Consider the following 19,677-nt stretch of genomic DNA (forward strand, 5'->3'; position numbering starts at 1 on the left):
AACGGCCACGCATTCGCGAAGTGCCAGAGGTGAATGCCAGCACCATCGCGCAAAGCTCGTCGACCGCGACGATCGCGAAATAATCTAGCGTCACTTAACGATGGGTATTCCGCTCGCAAACCCGCCAAGATCGCACCCAGTCCTTAAGAATCGGCGCGTAGAAAGTCACGTCGCAAACTAAGCCATTGCTATATTTATCAGCCTATACTAACCTTTAAGGAATGAGGGCGTTTTTAGGACAATTGGAATGGTCGATGTAGGGACGTGGCTGCGCGAACGGATAAGCCGACGTTCCATCTTGACGGCAAGTCTTGCCGCAGCAGGCGGCACTGCCATCGCCGCACGGAACACGCTCGGCCAGGCGGCTCCGCAGGCCAGTCACGATATGACGGCCATGGCCTCCGCCGATGCAATGCCTCGACACATGAACGCCCATGGTGCAATGGTCACCGTCGGTGCTGTGGACAATTCCGCCAACGGCTTTGATCCGACCGCGATACTGACGGATTGGGAGCGAGGGACTGTCTCAGTTCTTCCTGACGGGCGGACGCTCAGGACATTCGCCATTACTGCCCAGGACAAGACCCTCGAAATCGCGCCTGGCGTGTCCTTCCCGGCGTGGACGTATAACGGCCGCGTGCCCGGCCCCGCGCTCCGCGCCAAGGAGGGCGAGCGCATTCGCGTCGTCTTCCAGAACGACGGCTCGCATCCGCACTCGATGCATTTCCACGGCATCCATGCCGCTCGTATGGATGGCATTCCGGGCGCCGGGCTGGTCGATCCGGGTGGCGAGTTCGTCTATGAATTCGACGCCAGGCCGTTCGGCTGCCACCTCTATCACTGCCACGCCTTGCCGCTGAAAAGGCACATCCACAAAGGTATGTACGGTGCCTTCGTCGTCGACCCGGACCCCGATCGCCACCCCGACCAGGAGCAGATCGCCCGGTCACGCCTTCTCGACACGCCGGAGAATGCACGCTGGCAGGAACTGGTGATGGTCATGAACGGGTTCGACACCAATTTCGACGAAGAGAACGAATTCTACGCCGCCAACACCATCGCCCATGCCTATGCGAAGACGCCGATCCGTATCGTGCGCAGCAAGCCGGTGCGCATCTATCTCATCAATGTTCTTGAATTCGATCTCATCAACTCGTTTCACCTGCACGGAAATTTCTTCGACTATTTCGATCAGGGAACGACGCTGGCGCCGACCTTGAAAACTGTCGATCTCATAATGCAGTGCCAAGGCCAGCGCGGCATCCTGGAATTTACCTACGCCGAGCACGAACCGGGTCTTTATATGTTCCACGCGCATCAGAGCGAGTTCACAGAGCTCGGCTGGATGGGAATGTTCGACGTCATCGAGGCGCTGGCATGAGCAAGGTCGTTGCAACCGGTTCGCAGTCTAGGTGGCGCGCCCATTGGCTGTGGATCGCCCTGCCTGTCGCAGTGTTCGCCGTTGCCGTGGCGTGGATCATCACTGTCAATCCGCTACAAGGATTGTCAAACGGAGCGCCGCCTGTCGAGAAGCTGACGTTCGAGCGTACCGTGCTCAACACGTCCGGTCTTCACCTGCTTGTGCGGGCTGGCGGCTCTGAGCCTATGAAGATAGCCCAAGTCCAGGTTGACGGCGCCTACTGGCAATTCACCCAGGATCCGCCGGGCGAAATCGCACGCGCCTCCACAGCGTGGATCAACCTGCCTTTCCCATGGATTCTGGGCGAAACGCACAAAGTCGACGTCGTAACCAATACCGGGCTGACCTTCGGACATGAGATCGCGGTCGCCGTTCCGACACCGACCGTCACTGCGGGACAGCTCAAGCTGCAGGGGTTGGTAGGCGTCATCGTCGGCATGCTGCCCGTCGCCATTGGCCTCATGTTCTATCCGGCGCTGCGCGGTGTCGGGCGAAGCGGCATGAACTTTCTGCTTGCGCTCACCATCGGACTGCTCGCCTTTCTGCTGGTCGATGCGATCGAGGAATCCTTCGACCTTGTTGGAGCCGCAGCCGCTATATTCCAGGGACCGGTCATGGTCGTGCTTGCAAGCCTGGCCAGCTTTATGGTCCTGATGGCGATCGGACGGCGGCGCGGCACGCCGACAGGGCTGGCGCTGGCCACCTATATCGCGCTCGGCATCGGCCTTCACAATCTCGGTGAAGGCCTTGCCATCGGCGCCGCCTTCGCGGCAGGCTCGGCAAGCCTCGGAACCTTCCTGGTGCTCGGCTTCACCCTACACAATATTACCGAGGGCATCGGCATTGCCGCTCCTATCCTGAAGGAGCGACCGCCGCTATGGGCATTCGTAGGCCTGACCTTGCTCGCCGGCGGGCCAGCCGTCCTCGGCATGTGGCTCGGCAGCTTGGCCTATGCGCCGCAATGGTCGGCCCTTGCGCTTGCCATCGGTGCGGGCGCGATCCTTCAGGTCATCGTCGAGGTCGGCGCCTATCTGATGCGAAGCAGCAAAAAGGGCCTCGATGCTTTGTTCACTTCGCCCGTCATGGGCGGGCTGGCAGCCGGCGTCGCCTTCATGTACGCGACGGCCGCGTTGGTGAAGGTCTGACTGGAGAGGGTCTCCGGCCGTCCGCCCTTGCGGCCCGCGCTTATTAGCGCTGGACGGAAACAAGGCTGGGAACAGCCCCTCACGCGCGACGCGTGAGGGCCGCGGCGGGAACACGCCGGATCGGCTTCCGTCTCTCTCATAATTGACAGCATCTCAACACACCGGCCGATGCCGTTGCTCAAGAGGATTGAGATGGGGCAACCTGCTCCCAAGGAAGTTCGTGGAGTTTTTGCAATGAGCCGAACTGGAGGTTTCCTGCTGGCCATGTTCATTGCCATAGCGGCTGCAGCCGGTGTGGCTTTCTTGCTTTACAAGAACGAGCTTGGCCGCATGCGCGACGCCGTCGGTCGGGGCAGTATGGTCGTCAACGTCGACATCGGCCCGATCGAATACGCCGACAGCGGTGCGGGCATTCCGCTTCTGTCGATCCACGGCGCCGGCGGCGGTTTTGACCAAGGCCTTGCCAACGCTGCCGATCTTGTGGGTGAGGGTTTTCGGATCATCGCGCCGTCGCGCTTCGGCTATCTGCGCACGCCCGTTCCGCAGGACTACTCTCCAACCGCGCAGGCTGATGCGCACGCGGCGTTGCTTTCCAAGCTGAACGTTCCCAAAGTGGTGGTCGTGGGCGTTTCGTCAGGCGCGCGTTCCGCTGTCGAGCTGACACTCCGGTACCCGGACAAGGTCGCCGCCCTAATTCTGGTCGTCCCAGCCCTTTATTCGCCCACCAGTCCGATCTCCATGAACGCGGGCCGTGGCAACAATTTCGGCTCCTGGGCCATCAATGCTGGTGGCGATTTCGCCTGGTGGGCTGCCGTGAAGATTGCGCCTTCAGTGCTCATTCGCTTCCTCGGTGTTCGGCCGGCGTTGGTAGCGGCTGCGCCTCAGGCCGAGCGAGACCGCGTCATGAGGATCGTCAAGAGCGTTGAGCCTTTGTCGCTGCGTCTCCCCGGAATCGATATCGATAGCACCCCAGAGTTACACAGACCGCCGTTGGAAGACATTACTGCGCCGACACTGATCATCTCTGCGCGCGACGATTTGTTTAATACGCTGCCGGCAGCCGAGTTCGCGGCGGGCAAGATTCCCGGTGCCAAGCTGGTCGTCTACGACACCGGCGGACATTTCTTGGTTGGACATGTGCAGGAGGTTCGCATGGCAGTTCGCACGGTTTTGGCTAACGCGGGCCTGATCCCGTCATCCGATGCCCCGAGACAGTGATACAACGTCGCGTACGCTCCTAGTGTTGTGACTCTAACGCCTGTCGCCCGCGGGCGACCTTTTCAAGAATGTCGGTAGCGGATTTGGTCCAAACGAAGGGCTTTGGATCGGCGTTGTGATGATCGAGATAGTCTTGAATTGCACCTTCGAGCTCGGCGACACTCTTGAATACGCCACACCGGATGCGATCGCCCGTGATCAAGCCGAAGAAGCGTTCGACCTGATTGAGCCAGGACGCCGAAGTGGGGGTGAAATGCATATGCAAGCGAGGGTGTTTGGCCAGCCAGGCTTTGACCGCCGGGTGTTTGTGGGTGGCATAGTTGTCGGCGATCAGGTGCAGGTCGAAGCCCTTGGGCGTGCTACGGTCGATGAGCCGAAGGAATTTGAGCCATTCCTAGTGACGACATGTCGATTCACTTCCCGCTGGTATCATCCATCGCCCCCGCCCTTCCAACGTTGGCGGTGACCTCGACCGCACCAGCCTTTTCGAAGTTGAGGGTGAGCAGGAAGGCTTCACCCAGCTTGAGCTGTCGTTTGAGTTGCATCATCAAGTGAACGCCGCTCGGCTTGAGCCTCACCGTTGCGCCAGGCGGCACTTCAATCGCCTCCAACTGGTGCATCTTCGCTATGCCATTTTCGGTTCTCTCCTCATGAAACTGGATATTTTCGGCAACCGTGCTCGACGCCTTAATCAGCCGATCACTGTCCGTCCCGTTGTTGACGATCGTCAGATAGGCGGCTCCATTGGGCGCGTCCTTTGGGCTGGCCCTCGCCCATGCGCGTTCGACGACGATGCTGCCCGACGCTTCAGCGGCGACCGATGCCCATGCGCTGATGACCACCACTATTGCCGCAATAAGGTACTTCATCAGATCCTTCCTTTCACGCCGTACCGCCATGGATCTCCGTAGCCATTGGCCCAATTAGGTCGGGGCGGGCGCACTACGTGGTGAAGAAACGTTCATAAACATTTTTGGCAGCAATTGCGGCTCCGGCGAGTTCGTCATCGGCCTTGGCGTCCGAAAAGGCGGCATCTTCCTCGACTGCAAATTACTATTCTGCCCGGTGGCCAGCCAATCACTCATTCGTATGTGCCCGGAAGCTCGTGGCCTATTCCTCGACGGCCGTTGCTAGGGACCACCGCAAGCGTGCCGGCCACCGCTTAGGCATCGCAATTTCGAACGGCCGTTGGCGGGAGTTGGCTTCTGGATCGGCACTACCCCTGAGGCGCTCTATCGCGAACTCGCCAAGCGGAGATCATCCCCGCCAGCCGGCACAAATAGGCCGGCCCCCTGCATTTGAAACGACCTCTTCATGGGTAGGCCGATGCCTACCGTGCCGAAGGAAACAACTCTGCCGTCAATCCTGCGATCCGGTACGTCAGCAATCCAAACCATTCATGTGCGGCGAGATCCGTCTCGGCGAGACCAACGGCAATCGTATCGACGCGCCGCTTGAGATCTTCTCCGCCGCGCGTCCGGTAGTCGACAGGATAAGGTGTCACGTCGAAGCCGGCCGCGCGAAAGCATCCGACCGCTCTGGGCATATGGCTCGCGGATGTCACCAGAAGCCAGAGTTCGCCGGGCTTCGGGCGAAGCGATGCGGCGCTTTCGGTTCCGTTTTCGCACGTGTTTCGGGATCGCTCTTCCATCTCTATGCGCTGAGACGATACGCCAAGGGACACGAGAATGTCGCGCGCGACCTGCGACTCTGTCATTTTGGCGTTTCCGCCCAGGATATGGCTTGCTCCGCCGGAGAGGAAAATCCTTGCATCCGGATAGCGTCTGCTGAGATCGACTGTTGCCGTCAGCCGTTCTCCCGCCTCATTCATTGCCAAAGTACCGCGGTCGCTGCTGATATGCGTGTCGACCGCGCCACCAAGAAGGATAATGCCCGTGACAGGCCTGTCGATTACCGGCTGCGCAAAGCGGTTCTCGAGTGCCATTAGGGCAGCCGGGCCAAGCGGACTCCAGCCACATATAGCAAGCAACAGGATAGACGCCACAATGCATGCCCGTCCCAGGCGCGGTCTGGCAACGATGATGGCCAGCAGCCCGACCAGCCCGAGGAGAGCGATCAGGTTTGAAGGTATCAGAAAGACTTCTATGACTTTTGAGATGAAGAAAAACATAAAGACCTCGTGCTCGCCAGCAACCGGAACCTGTCAGATATGAGCGAGAATATTCCTCACCCGCGCTGGGCCTTGGGTATTCGTCTGCTGCATTGGCTGACCGTGCTCGCCCTCGCGTTTCAGCTTGTGGTCGCCTTCGGACCGATGAAGGGTCCGGGAATGGCCTCAATGAATTGGCTACCTATCCACATGTCGGCCGGGGTGACGATCTTTGCCATCATTATCCTCAGGCTTGGCTGGCGCGCCTTCACCAAAGCCCCTGTTCAGCCCATTTCGCGATCCTCGCAACGCGCAAGAACCGTCTTTCACATGTCTATTTACGCTTTGATTCTTGCCGTCTTGATAACGGGATGGCTGGGATATCGACCGATGCCTTTCATGCCCCCGGCGCGGCTTTTCGGAGACTTGCCTGTGCCGCTGGCGCCGTCGGTAGGTCCCCTATCCGCACGGGCTTTCGCCTTCATTCACGCAAAGCTGGTTTGGATATTGCTTGGATTTGTCGGCATTCACGTTGCAGCCGCATTTGTGCATTTCGTATTTTTTCGCGACGGCGTCATGCGTGGCATGTCCTTTGGGCGAGCGATAACGCGCGGCGCTTCCAAGGAATAGGTCGCCGCTCAGCTCATCGCCCACAGACTTCCCGCAACGATTGCCGCATACCTCGCCGCCTTTCCCAGCCCGACTAGCACGACAAATAAGCCGAGGGGGACTCGCGCCGCACCTGCGACGACAGTGAAAGCATCTCCGACGACTGGCAGCCAGGCGAACAGGAGTGTCCACGCACCATAGCGGCGAAACATGCGGCCCGCCTGCTCATACTGCCTGGGAGTGACCGGAAACCAGCGTCTGGACCGGAGCGTGTCGATGCCACGCCCCAGGATCCAGTTCACTACCGAGCCAAGCGTGTTGCCGATCGTGGCGACCGCAAGGAGCAGCGCCGGATCGCCACGGCCCGCAGCCAGCAGGCCCAGAAGCACCACCTCGGACGAGACCGGCAGCACGGTCGCGGCGAGGAACGCGCTGGCAAACAGTGAGCCGTAGATGGCAAGTTCAGCCACGCTGAATAACGACTATACCTGCACGTCGACGATACCCATCATGCCGAGTTGTTCGTGCTCGAGGATGTGGCAGTGATACATGCGCGGCCCCGGCCGCTCCTGGCGGAGCAAGAGCCGCACCGTCTCGCCACGTGCGACATTGACGGTGTCCTTCCAAGCGAGATAGGTCGGTTTCGAGACTTTGCCGTCGCGTTCGTGCTCGATCACCTGGAACTGCGTCCCATGGACATGAAACGGATGGTCCATGTCGGCCTTGTTGGCGATTTCCCAGAGCTCGGTCTGGCCGGCTTTCGCGACGATGTCGACGCGCGCCATGTCGAAGGCCTTGCCGTTGATCAGGAAACCCATTTGCATATCGGTGGCGGTCATGGTCATCGTTTCGGTGAACACGAGGCGCCGGCTGACGGCAGGGGCAGATAGCGGCTCGATAGGCCGCAGCCGGTCCGGTAGCGGCGGCAGAGGCTCGGCGGGAATTTCCGAGACATCGACCGTCAGCAGCGTCAGCCCGGCATCGGCCGGGCGGCCGGCGCCCATCCAGCCGCGATCATAGTCTAGCGTGTATAATGTGATTGGGCCGGGTTTCTCGAAAGATACGATAAGTTCAAGACGCTCCGCCGGGCTGAGCAGGATCTCCTCCGCCGCCACTGGCACCTCCAGCAAACCGCCGTCGCTGCCGATGATCGTCATCGGCGCGCCATCGAAGGCGAGCTTCAGGAAGCGTGCATTGGTGGCGTTGTAGAGGCGCAGGCGCCGTTTCGCGCCCACCCCGACCGAAAGCTTTGGGTTCTTCTGGCCGTTGACCAGCACATGGTCGCCGACGCGGCCGTTCATCAGGTCGGTCATGGTGTTTTCGGGCATTGAGCCGTCGGCGGCAAGCCGGAGATCGGTGAAGACCAACACGGTGTCGCCATACTCAGCCGGAATCGGATCGGCCTTCGCCTTAACCACGAACGCGCCGGCAAGGCCGCGATAGACCTGCTCGGCCGTCTTGCCGTGCGGATGTGGGTGATACCAGTAGGAACCGGCCGAGCCTTCCGGCAACTCGAAGGCGTAGACGCGGTTCGAGCCGGACGCGACGGGGTCCATCGGATTGCCGTCCTGGTCGGCCGGCACCGGCATACCGTGCCAGTGGATAGTGCTTGCCTCGTCGGCAATGCGATTGGCAAAGGTGATCTCGACGCGGTCGCCCTCGAAGGCCTCGATCAGCGGGCCGGGGCTCGTCCCGTTATAGGCGAGGATCGGCGTGTCCTTATCCTCGGCGAAGCGCGCGACGGCGGGTTCCGCCGTCAGCCTTGCTTTGAACTGACCGGGCGAGGTGGCCTCATTGGCAAGCAGCGGCAATTCGCGCAGCGCCTCGCCTTCAGGCAAGGCGACAGCGCTTTGCGACATGGCGCCCATGTCGTGCCCGGCGCCCATATCCATGCCCGGCATGGAGTCCATGTTGGACATGTCATCCATTTTCATCTGCGCAAGCGCCCTGGAACTCGCCAGCGTAGCCAGTCCTGCCACCAGAAATTCGCGTCGATGCATGTGTTGGCTCCTAGGTCAAAGACTCGCGTGTTAGGCGCGAATTGTTTCAGAAGGCGTGACGATTTCGGATACCATCGCCGACGCCGGGTTGCGACGCTTCCGAGGCTTGGCTGGTCCAGCATCGTGACCGTTCGAAAGATCCTCTATGATCGGGCAATGCGGCCGACCGTCCCCCTGGCAGTGCTCAGCCAAATGACGCAGCGTCTTCGACATATCGCGGAGTTCGCGCATCTTCCGCTCGAGTTCCGCAACATGTTCCATGGCGATGCGTTTGACATCGGCACTGGCGCGTGAGCGATCGCCCCAAAGCGCGAGCAGATTAGCCATCTGGTTCACTGAAAAGCCAAGATCCCGGGCACGCCTAATGAAGCGTAGGGCATGAACGTCGCTTTCCGAATAGACCCGATAGCCGACGTCGGTTCGGGCAACGTTCAAGATCAGGTCAATCGATTCGTAGTAGCGGATCATCTTGGCCGAAACGCCTGACGCCGCTGCGGCTTCACCAATGTTCACGAGCGAACCCCTGTCGGTTTGAGAGGCTCTACGCCTCCTGGAACTGGACCCTTGGATAAATACGTCTGCATCAGTTCCGTCATGCCGGTAAGGCCCTCTCGGAAAGTTGCTTGGCTTGTGGTCGATCGTCAATCGGTGCCCGAAAGCGCCTGAGACGCAACGCGTTGGTCAGCACAAAGACGCTGGAAAGAGCCATGGCGCCGGCGGCGAGCATCGGAGACAGGAGCGTCCCGTAAGCTGGGTAGAGCACGCCAGCGGCAACCGGTATGAGCGCAATGTTATAGGCAAAGGCCCAGAACAGATTCTCGCGAATGTTGCGGATCGTTGCCTTGGAGAGCGCAATCGCATTGGCCACGCCGCGAAGGTCGCCCGACATCAGGACGACGTCGGCGCTTTCGATGGCGATGTCGGTGCCCGTGCCGATCGCGACACCGACATCCGCAGCAGCAAGTGCCGGCGCGTCATTGATGCCGTCGCCGACGAAGGCAACGCGAGCGCCGTGCTGGCCAAGCTGTTTGACGGCCTCGACCTTGCCGTCGGGCAGCACCTCGGCGACGATTTCGTCGATGCCAATACGCCGTCCGATCGCCTCGGCCGTGCGGCGATTGTCGCCGGTCACCATAGCTATCCGAAGGCCTAGCGAATGCAGTGCCGCAATTGCCATTGGCGTCGATGCCTTGATGGGATCGGCGACGGCGATGATTGCGGCAAGCTTGCCATCGATGGCAGCATAAAGTGGCGTCTTGCCCTCGTCGGCGAGCCGCACTGACGCTGGCGCAAAGGTTGAGATGTCCAGGCCGAGCCGGATCATCAGGCGGTCAGCACCGATCTCGACATTGCGCCTTTCGACCACAGCGCTCACCCCAAAGCCAGGAATGGCTTCAAAGTTCTCGATATCGGAAGACACCAGGCCGCGCCGTTCTGCCGCCCGCACAATCGCCTCGGCGACGGGATGCTCGGAGCGGGCCTCGACAGAACTGACGAGCCTGAGCACGTCGGCTTCGACAAAACCGTCCGCCACGACGAAGTCTGTCAGTTCGGGATGGCCCTCGGTTAGCGTGCCGGTCTTATCGAGCGCAATGATGGTGGCGTCCCGCAGCGTCTGCAGCGCGTCGCCCTTGCGGAAGAGCACGCCCAGTTCGGCTGCACGGCCCGTACCGACCATGATCGAAGTCGGCGTGGCGAGGCCCATGGCGCACGGGCAAGCGATGATCAGCACGGCAACGGCGTTGACCAGCGCGAAGGACAGCGCCGGCTCCGGCCCCAGCACAAGCCAGGCTCCGAAAGTGAGCAAGGCGGCCGCGATGACGGCCGGTACGAACCAGGCAGTCACCTTGTCCACCAACGCCTGGATCGGCAACTTCGACCCTTGAGCGGCCTCGACCATGCGGATGATCTGGGCCAGCAGCGTTGCCGAGCCAACCTTTGTGGCACGGAAGTAAAAACTGCCGGCCTTGTTGATGGTGCCGCCAACCACTTCTGCGCCAATACCCTTGGCTACCGGTAGCGGTTCGCCGGTCATCATGGATTCGTCGACAAAGGATGATCCTCCGACTATCTCGCCATCGACCGCGATCTTTTCGCCGGGCCGAACCATTACCATGTCACCGACGCGTACCTCAGCGAGAGGGACCTCTACCGTGATACCGTTCTTGACGATGCGCGCCGTCTTGGGCTGCAGTCCGACGAGCTTCTTGATCGCCTCGCTGGTCCGGCCCTTGGCCCGTGCCTCAAGATACCGGCCGAGCAGGATCAGCGTCACGATCACGGCAGCTGCTTCGTAGTAGACATTGGCGGTACCCGCCGGCAGGATACTGGGGAGGAAGGTCGCCACAAGAGAGTAGGCCCAAGCCGCACCCGAGCCCAGCGCCACCAGTGCGTTCATGTCCGGCGCGCCCCTGAGCAGCGCCGGCATTCCCTTCCTGAAGAAACGCAGGCCGGGGCCAAACAGAACCATCGTGGTCAGGACGAATTGCAGGCGCCAGTTCCAGTCGCCGAGCGCCATCATCACCCAGTGATGGAAGGCGGGCACGAGATGAGAGCCCATTTCGAGCGTGAAAACCGGCAGCGTCAGAACTGCGGCCAGCGCGAGCAAACGACGGAGCGTCCGAATCTCAGCCTCCCGCCCATCACGCTCACGGTCCTTGTCTGTGTCCGGCAGGATCTGGCGCGCCTCGTAGCCGACTGCCGCCACCGCTCTTTCAAGCGCGGCGGCCTCGATAGTGCCCGCGACGATGCGGACCGTGGCACGCTCCGTTGCAAGATTGACACTGGCATCGGTCACACCCGGCACAGCCTTCAGCGCCTTTTCGATGCGTGCGACACACGAGGCGCAGGTCATTCCTTCGATGGCGAGTTCAATTGTGTCCGCGCGGGTCTCGTAGCCAACGGCCGACACTGCAGCGATAACGGGAGCAAGGTCCGGCTTACCCGAGAAAGTCACCTCGGCACGTTCGGTCGCCAGATTGACCGAAGTCCCGACCACGCCCGGCGCGGAGGCAATGGCCTTTTCAACGCGTCGCACGCACGAGGCGCACGTCATGCCCTCGATGCCAATCTGAATTGTGGAACCAGGAACCGAAACGGACCCGGCTGGCGTGTGTGGGGTAACGGCGTTCATGGGTCTGCAACTCCATTTTGGGTGGCTGCCACATCATATAAAGGTTCCCATCATAGGAAGGTCAAGGGACAAAATTCGATCAATATCCTAGCCGGCTATGACGATTGATCCCATTCCAAAGAGGCTCTTGACCTTGCAACCGTGGGAAGCCTCATAACCTCTGCAGCACCCCTTTTCTGCAGCAGCCCTTTTCTGCAGCAAGAACTGCGGGTCGCAATCGCTCGGCCATCCCGAGACGGCCAGGGAGAAGGATGCCCCGATGCCAACCGTGTTCATTCCGCAGGCTGGTCGCAGTATCTTCGTCAGCGGCGGCGAGACAATTCTCGCTGCCGCGCTCGCTGCGGGCATTCCATATCCGCACGGATGCAGGTCTGGACGATGCGGTTCGTGCAAGTCGCATCTCATCGGCGGAGCCGTCGACTTCTTGCCCCACACGCCCTTTGCACTCTCGCCCAAGGAGCGGGCGGACGGACTGATCCTCGCCTGCCGGGCGCAGCCGCTTACCGACGCAACCATCGCCTGGCTCGCCGGCGAGGACGAGATAGCGGGCATCCCGGTCCGCCGGTTCGAGGGAACCATCGCAGCGGTGGAAGACGCAACCCACGACATCAAGCTGATCAGGATCACACTCGACGATCGCGCCGGCTTCACCTTCAAGGCAGGGCAGTATGCGCGCCTATCCTATCCGGGAGCGCCTTCCCGTGACTATTCGCTGGCGAGCCGGCCAGGCGAGGAGCTAGTAGAGTTCCATGTCCGACGCGTGCCCGCGGGCGCGGCAAGCCAGAGAATCTGGACCTGCGCAACGATTGGCGACCGCGTTTCAATAGAGGGCCCGCTAGGGTCCGCCTTCTTGCGCGAGAAGCATTCCGGACCGATTCTCGGTATTGCCGGCGGCTCGGGTCTCGCGCCAGTCAAAGCGATGGCCGAGACCGCGCTTGACAAGGGGATGGGACAGCCTATCCGCATCTATTTCGGGGCACGTTCGGAGCGCGACCTCTATCTGGTCGATCGCTTCACCGCGCTGATGGGAGACCACTCGAACCTGAGTTTTGTACCTGTCCTCTCAGAAAATCCAGGTTTCGGTTTCCGGGCCGGCTACGTCTCGGACGCGGTGGCGGCTGATCTCGACGATCTGGACGGCTGGAAAGCTTATCTTGCCGGCCCACCCGCAATGGTGGAGGCCGTGGGACTGGTACTTCTGGAACGCGGCATAGGCGCTGCGGACATTCATGCCGACGTTTTCTTCACTCCCGAGCATGCTCCTGAATGGCGCTCGTGAGCCCCGCGCCGACGCCGCGCCGCGGCAGATCGAAAGCTGCTTGAAATGGATGCCGCGAGCCCGGCCGCATATTATCCTGGCAGCGGCATAATTTCATCTTGACCTTCCAACGGTGGTAAGGTGCAGATTGAAGGGACTGTAGAGCTTCCAGGAGAAATGACCTATGTGCAGCTGTCACGAACATACAGCCGATACCGCGGGCCAGAAGGTCGAAGGGACGACGTTTAAAGTCGACGACATGTCTTGCGGCCATTGCGCCGGAACGATCCGCAAAGCGTTCGATCAGTTGATGCCCGGCGTCGCCGTTGGAATCGATCTGGACAAACGGGAAGTCACTGTCGCGGGCAATCCGCTCGTCGCGGCCAAGACAATCAGCGCCGCAGGGTATGAAGCGCGGCCATTGTCTCACTGATCCCTGTCCGAACGGGCCCGCAGAGCGGCCCGTTCGGACTCAAGCGACACCGAAAAGGGGCGCGGACGTATCCGCGCCTCTCCCGCGTTGGCGACTTTCTCCCGGTGTCCGGCCAAGCCCAGCCTATTCTCGTTCCTGGACCCGGTGATGATGTGAATTCATCGTGCAGCACGTGATGGCGGATGGCCGCCCTTGGCAAGCTCCGGGGCGTGCGCCACGAGCCTGACCAACGCTTCCCGGAGGTCCGCGATCAGATCGTCCGCGGTCTCCAGCCCTGCGTGGACACGCAGCAGCGCGCCATCGTCTTGCCCTGGACCGGAAGCGCGTTTCGAGCCCGCTTCAACGGGCACAATCAGGCTTTCGTATCCACCCCAGCTCGAGCCCATCTTGAAGAGCTTCATACCCTCAAGCGCAGCGGCGACGGCCGACCTCGGGACAGGATGCAGCAGCACGCCAAACAGACCTGAGGCGCCAGTGAAATCCCGCCGCCATGCCGAGTGTCCGGGATGTTGGGGGAAGGCGGGATGCAGGACCTGTTTCACCTCGGGCCGCGCGGCGAGCCATTCGGCTAGGCGCAACGCAGTTTCCTGATGCCGCTGCATTCGAAGAGGGAGCGTGCGAAGGCCGCGGAGCGCCATATAGCAATCCTCTCCGCCGAGCCTGTGCCCGAAGCGGCCGGAGATGTCCTTGAGCCTACGGAAGAGGGTCTCATCGCGGACCGCCACGGTCCCAAATATGATGTCCGAATGCCCGCATAGATATTTGGTCCCGGACTGAATCGAGATATCGACGCCGAGCGCGAGCGGCCGCAGGAATACCGGTGAGGCCCAGCTTGCGTCGATCGCCGTCGGCACCCCATACCGGCGCGCAACCTCCGTGATGGCGGGTATGTCCTGCACCTCGAACGTCATCGATCCCGGGCTCTCGAGATAGACGAGCGTCGTTGCGGGCGTGATGAGATCGGCAATCGCCGCGCCGAGCATCGGGTCATAATAGGTGATGTCGATGCCGAGAGGCCGCAGTATCTCCTCGCAAAAGTTGCGTGTCGTCCGGTATGCCGTTTCGACCACGAGGAGGTGCGCGCCCGACGAGGCGAATGCCATTAGGGTAGTTGCAATTGCGGCGGTTCCTGATTGCACCGGCAGGCAGTGCGAAGCGTCTTCGAGTTCGGCTACCGCTTCCGCGAGCGCCAGCGTGGTCGGTGTATTGTAGAGGCCGTAGCCGACGCCGTCGTAGAAGCGATCGCGCCGGTTCTCGTAGTCCTCCATCCGATCGAAGAGAATCGTCGAGGCGTGATAGACTGGCGGATTGACGCTGCCTGCGTGGGCCGCGGGGTTGCGGCCGGCATGTGTGGCGATGGTGTCGAGCCCGAACTGCGGCTTATGAGAACTCATCAATGTATCACCTGCTGAATGAACTGGCGCGCTCTGTCTGTACAGGGCGCAGTGAAGAAGTCATCAGGTCTGGCCTGTTCGACGATGCGGCCGCCGCACATAAACACGACACGGTCGGCAACAGCCTTGGCGAAGCCCATTTCGTGAGTGACGCAGACCATAGTCATGCCGGTCTCCGCCAGTTCGATCATGACATCCAAAACCTCTTTGACCATTTCCGGATCAAGCGCCGACGTTGGTTCGTCGAACAGCATCACTCGCGGCGCCATCGCAAGTGCGCGGGCGATTGCGACGCGCTGTTGCTGACCTCCGGAGAGCTCGTCAGGCAGCCTCCCGGCATATTCCTCCAGATGCACGCGCCGCAGTAGCGACATGGCGAGATCCTCAGCATCCGACCGTGCCATCCTCTTCAGCTTCATCGGTGCGAGGGTCAGGTTTCGCAGCACCGTCAAGTGCGGAAACAGATTAAAGGACTGGAACACCATTCCGACACTGCGCCGGATCTCCTCGATCTCCTGCCCCTTGTCCGATACCGATTGGCCGGCGACCGTTATGGTTCCGCGCTCGTGACGCTCCAGGCCGTTGATGCACCGTATCATGGTCGATTTGCCGGACCCCGAGGGGCCACAGACCACCACCTTCTCGCCTTGGGCGACGGTCAGGTTGACGTCCTCCAAGGCCTTGAAGGCGCCGAACGATTTGTGGACTCCTGTTAATCTTATCATTGGATTTCCCTACGATACACCGCCGAGTCGTTGGCGGCGGCTGCGAAGCGAATGTTCCAACCGATGGCTGTATCGGGACATTGCGAAACACAGCGTCCAGAACACCAGACCAACGAATATATATCCCTCGGTCGCCGAGCCCAACCACCGCGGATCGGATGATCCGGCGGCGACAATGTTGAGGAGATCGAAGAGCCCGACCACCATCACCAGGGTCGTGTCTTTCAGGAGCGCGATCGAGTTGTTCACGAGGCCGGGAATTACGATGCGGATCGCCTGCGGCAGCACGATGTAGACGCTTGTTCGCCAGTACCCGAAACCCAGCGCCTTGGCGGCTTCGTATTGACCCTTGGGCACGGCTTGCAGCCCGCCCTTAACGATCTCGGCCAAACAAGCGCTTTGAAACATCACAATTCCGGCGATGGCGAGACCCAGGCTGTCGAGCTTCATGCCGGCCGGCAGAAAATAGGGAAGCATTACGATGGCCATGAAGAGCACCGTGACCATCGGCAACCCGCGCCACAATTCGATGAAAAGAACGCTGAGTCCGTGAAAAACAGGCAGATCGCTGCGTCGGCCGAGCGCCAGGGCAACACCGATCGGAAACGACAGGACGATGCCTGACACGCCGACGACTAGCGTCAGCATCAAGCCACCCCACCGATCCGTCTGAACTCCAGTGAGGCCCAGGAAGCCGCCTTTCAATAGCCAGAAGGCAAAGGGCGGGTATACGAGGAGCATCAGCAGTCCGGTGACGCGCTTGCCGGGCACGGCCCGAATGAGCAGCGCCGCCAAGCCGAGAATGAGCACAGTACCGGCCAGGTTCACGCGCCAGCGCTCTGCGGCCGGGTAGAACCCATAGATGAACTGGTCAAGCCGGCTGAGCACGAAAGCCCAGCATGCGCCGGTTCCCGTGCAGTCGGCCCGGCTGCCACCACTCCATGTCGCGTCGAGCAGCGCCCAGGGAAGCATCGACGCAACGAGCCACGCGAACAGCGCGACGATCACGAGGTTGAGCGCGGCATCGAACGGCGTCGGGAAAAGATTGCCCCGCGCCCACGCCATCAAACGGCGGAACCAGGCATGCTGCGGAGCGGCTTGAAACGGCTGGCCCGCCGTAGAAATCCGCGTGCTCATTGCTCGACAATCCGCGTGAGGTGATTGAAGATGCCACTAGCCAGAGCTATGGCCGCGCTGATCGCCAGATAGACCGCCATCGTCATCAACATGATTTCGACAGCGCGGCCGGTCTGGTTTAGCGCGGTGCCAGCAAAGACGTTCATCAGATCCGGATAGCCGATGACTGTCGCCAGCGAAGATGCCTTGAGCAATTGCAGGTACTGGTTGGACAGCGGCGGGATGAGCACGCGCAACGCCTGCGGGATGATCACGAGACGAAGCATCTGACCGCGACGCAAGCCCAGCGCCGCCGCCGCGTCGCGCTGACCGCGGTTGACCGACTCGATGCTGGCGCGAACCAGCTCGGCAATGAAGGATGCGTTGTAGATTGCAAGTGCGACGACGAGCGCCACAAGTTCGGGGGCCACCGAGTAGCCACCGATAAAATTGAAACCGTGCAGCTTAGGTACCTCAATGCGGAACCTGGCGCCGAAGGTTAGTGCCGTGAGAAGCGGAAGCCCGACCAGGATCACCGCCGACACTGCTGCGACCGGCCGTTGCCGGCCCGTTCGATACTGATGCACCCGTCCAGCGTAGACCCAAAAGAGCGTGACCACGACGGCGACAACAAGCGCCGCAAAAACCACTCCCCCGTTCGACGCCGACGCAGCTGGTAGGTAGAGGCCGCGATTGGTTAGAAAGGCAACGTTCGCGACCGAAATGCCTTCGCGAGGCGGCGGCATTGCGCGAACCAGCAAATTATACCAGACGAGGACATGGAGAAGTAGCGGCAGGTTGCGGACCAGTTCGACATAGACAAGCGCCAGGCGCGACACCGACCAATTGGGCGCAAGCCGCGCAATTCCTATCGCGAAGCCGAGAACCGTGGCGAAGACGATGCCGAGCCCGGCTGCTACAAGGGTGTTGGTGACGCCGACGGCGAACACACGCCAGTAGGTGTCGGTCTCGGTGAACGAGATGATGCTGAAACCAATTCCGAAGCCGGCTTGTTGCCAGAGGAATCCGAAGCCGAGCGAGAGACCGCGCATTGCCAGATTGTCGCTCAGGTTTTGAGTGGCAACGACCGCGCCGAGCCCAAGCAGCAACAAAACGCTCGCCTGCGAGAGCCAGCCCCGCAGCCACCGCCAGTTCGGGCTAACCCAAGTTCTGATCTCCGAGCGCCCGTTCATCGTTGATTCAATTGCCATAGCGGTTCACAGCATTTCAAGATGTTGGATGGGGCGAGCGGCAGCCGCTCGCACGCCCATGTCAGCGGAACGGGGGCGCGTACAGCAATCCACCATCGGTCCATAGCCGGTTCAGCCCACGCGCCAGCTTGACGGGACTGCCTTGTCCGAGGTTGCGGTCAAAGATCTCGCCATAGTTCCCGGTCGCTTCGATCATCCGTACAGCCCAGTCCTTGCTGAGGCCCAGCATGGCGCCAAATTCGCCTGTGGTGCCGAGGATACGTTTGACCTCGGGGTTGTCAGAGCTGGACGCCATTTCGCGCACATTTGCCTGCTTGATCCCCAATTCTTCCGCAGCGATCAGAGTTGCGAGTGTCCAGTAGACAATATCGCGGAAGCGTGGGTCGTCCTGCCGGACGACGGGGCCGGTCGGCTCTTTTGAAATGACCTCGGGGAGCAGCACCCAGTCGTCGGGGTTCTTCATTGCCGTGCGGCTGGAGGCAAGCCCCCCGAGTTCGTTGGTGTAGACGTCGCAACGCCCTGCCTCCAGGTTCTGTTGATTCTGCTCCCGGGCGTTCCCCACGATGGGCGTATAGCTCATGCCGTTCGTGCGGAAGTAGTCCGCCAGGTTGAGTTCCGTGGTGCTGCCGCCCGTGAGACAGATCGTGGCGCCGTCGAGTTCTTTTGCGCTCGACACGTTGAGTTTCTTGGCAACCATGAAACCTTGGCCGTCATAAATGTAGATGCCCGCCCAATCCAGGTTCAGCTCCGCGTCGCGACTGAAGGTCCAGGTAGCGGTGCGTGCGAGCAGGTCAACCGCGCCAGACTGCAGCGAGGCGAATGCCACCTTGAATTCAAGAGGAGCGAATTTCACCTTTGTCGCGTCGCCGAGCAAGGCGGCGGCCAATGCCCGGCAGAAGTCGACTTCAAAGCCCTGCCAATCGCCCTTATTGTCGAGTGTGCTCATCCCTGTCGATTGCCCGGTTGAGACGCCGCATACGACCTCGCCTCGCTTTTTGATCGCATCGACTGTCCCGTTCGATCCCGCCGCGGCGGGCACTGCCAGCAGTGCCGCCATCGCCGCCGCGCAAACGATTTCACCAACTCTGTGTCGCATATCCGCCGTCTCCTTGCCCCCGGGGCTCGATGATCTCGTGCTTACGCCTAGGATGCCACGACACATTCCAACGGCATCGCGGCCTTGCATTCAAATGCTAAGTTGAGTGAATGTTATGCACTTGCGTTATATCTTGAGGAGTTTTCATGAACTTTCGCCAGATCGAGGCTTTCAGGGCCGTCATGGCATGCGGGACAACCACTCGCGCGGCCGAGGTTCTACGCGTTGCACAACCGGCGATCAGCCGCCTCCTGTCGGACCTCGAACGGAGCACGAAGCTCAAGCTATTCGATCGTGGCAAGGGCCGAATTCGGCCCACGACCGAAGCACATGCCTTCTATGATGAGGTCCAGCGGAGCTTCATAGGCCTTGAGCGGCTACGCTTTGCCGCCGACAATATTCGCAGCTTTTCCTCGGGGACACTAAGGGTGGCAAGTCTCCCGGTTCTGGGCAATGCCTTCTTACCGCGCGCAGTCGGATCCTTCAGCCGCGACTTCCCCGACGTCTCGATCCTCCTGCACATCCGAAGTTCAGAGGCCGTCAAGCATCTGGTCGCTTCGGGTCAGTTCGAGATTGGCTTTGCGGCGGACGAAATCGACCGTGCAGGCGTACACGCCAGGGTGATCGTTGCGCCCGAGGCAGTATGCATCATGCCGCACGGGCATCCCCTGGCAGCGCGCCTGATGGTCGGCCCAACAGATCTTGCCGACGCCCGGTTTGTTTCTCTGGCCGCCGAAGACGCCGCGCGGGCGCGAATAGATCGCGTGTTCGTGGACGCGGGTGTCAGCCGCCGGATCGTCGTGGAAACC

Annotated in this window: 18 protein-coding genes and 1 pseudogene; 7 read left to right on the forward strand and 12 right to left on the reverse strand. The window is 61.1% G+C overall.

Features of this window, described 5'->3' with window-relative positions; all coding sequences use genetic code 11:
- Positions 1-247 precede the first annotated feature (247 nt).
- The 3 genes from FFS37_RS33305 (at position 248) to FFS37_RS33315 (ending at position 3,783) form a co-directional block, all read left to right on the forward strand.
- Positions 248-1,381 (forward strand): multicopper oxidase domain-containing protein, encoded by a 1,134-nt coding sequence (locus tag FFS37_RS33305; protein WP_171026525.1) that lies wholly within the window; start codon positions 248-250, stop codon positions 1,379-1,381.
- A complete protein-coding gene (locus FFS37_RS33310; protein WP_137935175.1) occupies positions 1,378-2,565 on the forward strand; it encodes a ZIP family metal transporter in 1,188 nt (395 codons plus the stop codon). Before FFS37_RS33305 ends, FFS37_RS33310 begins: the two co-directional genes overlap by 4 nt.
- A 234-nt stretch (positions 2,566-2,799) precedes the next feature.
- Positions 2,800-3,783 carry an alpha/beta fold hydrolase gene (locus FFS37_RS33315; RefSeq protein ID WP_137935176.1) on the forward strand — a complete coding sequence of 328 codons (984 nt, stop codon included), beginning with the start codon at positions 2,800-2,802 and terminating at the stop codon, positions 3,781-3,783.
- A gap of 19 nt (positions 3,784-3,802) precedes the next feature.
- Here the strand turns inward: FFS37_RS33315 and FFS37_RS33320 are convergent.
- The 3 genes and pseudogenes from FFS37_RS33320 to FFS37_RS33330 all read right to left on the reverse strand — a co-directional run.
- Positions 3,803-4,177, reverse strand: a pseudogene (locus tag FFS37_RS33320) (transposase); the annotation flags it as partial.
- A gap of 19 nt (positions 4,178-4,196) precedes the next feature.
- Positions 4,197-4,652 (reverse strand): copper chaperone PCu(A)C, encoded by a 456-nt coding sequence (locus FFS37_RS33325; protein ID WP_171026526.1) that lies wholly within the window; start codon positions 4,650-4,652, stop codon positions 4,197-4,199.
- 461 nt (positions 4,653-5,113) lie between these two features.
- Complete coding sequence (locus tag FFS37_RS33330; RefSeq protein WP_137935178.1) at positions 5,114-5,914, reverse strand: YdcF family protein; 801 nt, start codon at positions 5,912-5,914, stop codon at positions 5,114-5,116.
- Positions 5,915-5,953: 39 nt separating this feature from the next.
- Between FFS37_RS33330 and FFS37_RS33335 the strand changes: the two genes are divergently transcribed.
- Entirely contained in the window at positions 5,954-6,523 is a 570-nt protein-coding gene (locus FFS37_RS33335; protein WP_137935179.1) for a cytochrome b, read from the forward strand.
- 8 nt (positions 6,524-6,531) lie between these two features.
- Here FFS37_RS33335 and FFS37_RS33340 read toward each other — a convergent pair whose 3' ends face one another.
- The 4 genes from FFS37_RS33340 to FFS37_RS33355 all read right to left on the reverse strand — a co-directional run bounded on the left by FFS37_RS33340 (position 6,532) and on the right by FFS37_RS33355 (position 11,635).
- Positions 6,532-6,972, reverse strand: a complete 441-nt coding sequence (locus FFS37_RS33340) for a YqaA family protein (RefSeq protein WP_137935180.1) — start codon at positions 6,970-6,972, stop codon at positions 6,532-6,534.
- Positions 6,973-6,984: 12 nt separating this feature from the next.
- Positions 6,985-8,502 carry a multicopper oxidase family protein gene (locus FFS37_RS33345; protein ID WP_137935181.1) on the reverse strand — a complete coding sequence of 506 codons (1,518 nt, stop codon included), beginning with the start codon at positions 8,500-8,502 and terminating at the stop codon, positions 6,985-6,987.
- Positions 8,503-8,532: 30 nt separating this feature from the next.
- Positions 8,533-9,015, reverse strand: coding sequence for a Cu(I)-responsive transcriptional regulator (gene cueR, locus FFS37_RS33350; protein ID WP_137935182.1), 483 nt, complete (start codon positions 9,013-9,015; stop codon positions 8,533-8,535).
- A 79-nt stretch (positions 9,016-9,094) separates the two neighbouring features.
- Positions 9,095-11,635 carry a heavy metal translocating P-type ATPase gene (locus tag FFS37_RS33355; RefSeq protein WP_137935183.1) on the reverse strand — a complete coding sequence of 847 codons (2,541 nt, stop codon included), beginning with the start codon at positions 11,633-11,635 and terminating at the stop codon, positions 9,095-9,097.
- Positions 11,636-11,894: 259 nt separating this feature from the next.
- Here FFS37_RS33355 and FFS37_RS33360 point away from each other — a divergent pair, with 259 nt between their 5' ends.
- Complete coding sequence (locus FFS37_RS33360; protein ID WP_137935184.1) at positions 11,895-12,914, forward strand: 2Fe-2S iron-sulfur cluster-binding protein; 1,020 nt, start codon at positions 11,895-11,897, stop codon at positions 12,912-12,914.
- 163 nt (positions 12,915-13,077) lie between these two features.
- On the forward strand, positions 13,078-13,326 hold the full coding sequence (locus tag FFS37_RS33365) for a heavy-metal-associated domain-containing protein (RefSeq protein ID WP_137935185.1): 249 nt from the start codon (positions 13,078-13,080) through the stop codon (positions 13,324-13,326).
- 158 nt (positions 13,327-13,484) lie between these two features.
- Here the strand turns inward: FFS37_RS33365 and metC are convergent, their stop codons facing one another.
- The 5 genes from metC to FFS37_RS33390 all read right to left on the reverse strand — a co-directional run bounded on the left by metC (position 13,485) and on the right by FFS37_RS33390 (position 18,868).
- On the reverse strand, positions 13,485-14,720 hold the full coding sequence (gene metC, locus FFS37_RS33370) for a cystathionine beta-lyase (protein ID WP_137935186.1): 1,236 nt from the start codon (positions 14,718-14,720) through the stop codon (positions 13,485-13,487).
- Entirely contained in the window at positions 14,720-15,445 is a 726-nt protein-coding gene (locus FFS37_RS33375; protein ID WP_137935187.1) for an amino acid ABC transporter ATP-binding protein, read from the reverse strand. Before FFS37_RS33375 ends, metC begins: the two co-directional genes overlap by 1 nt.
- Positions 15,446-15,454: 9 nt before the next feature.
- Positions 15,455-16,582 carry an amino acid ABC transporter permease gene (locus FFS37_RS33380; protein WP_137935188.1) on the reverse strand — a complete coding sequence of 376 codons (1,128 nt, stop codon included), beginning with the start codon at positions 16,580-16,582 and terminating at the stop codon, positions 15,455-15,457.
- On the reverse strand, positions 16,579-17,772 hold the full coding sequence (locus tag FFS37_RS33385; protein ID WP_137935189.1) for an amino acid ABC transporter permease: 1,194 nt from the start codon (positions 17,770-17,772) through the stop codon (positions 16,579-16,581). The genes FFS37_RS33380 and FFS37_RS33385 overlap by 4 nt, the downstream gene beginning before the upstream one ends.
- Before the next feature lie 61 nt (positions 17,773-17,833).
- Complete coding sequence (locus tag FFS37_RS33390) at positions 17,834-18,868, reverse strand: amino acid ABC transporter substrate-binding protein (RefSeq protein WP_137935190.1); 1,035 nt, start codon at positions 18,866-18,868, stop codon at positions 17,834-17,836.
- 146 nt (positions 18,869-19,014) lie between these two features.
- Between FFS37_RS33390 and FFS37_RS33395 the strand changes: the two genes are divergently transcribed.
- Positions 19,015-19,677: LysR substrate-binding domain-containing protein (locus FFS37_RS33395; RefSeq protein WP_137935191.1), on the forward strand; the 663-nt coding region annotated here is incomplete at its 3' end.

It is taken from the genome of Mesorhizobium comanense (assembly GCF_005503535.1).
Lineage (GTDB): Bacteria > Pseudomonadota > Alphaproteobacteria > Rhizobiales > Rhizobiaceae > Mesorhizobium > Mesorhizobium comanense.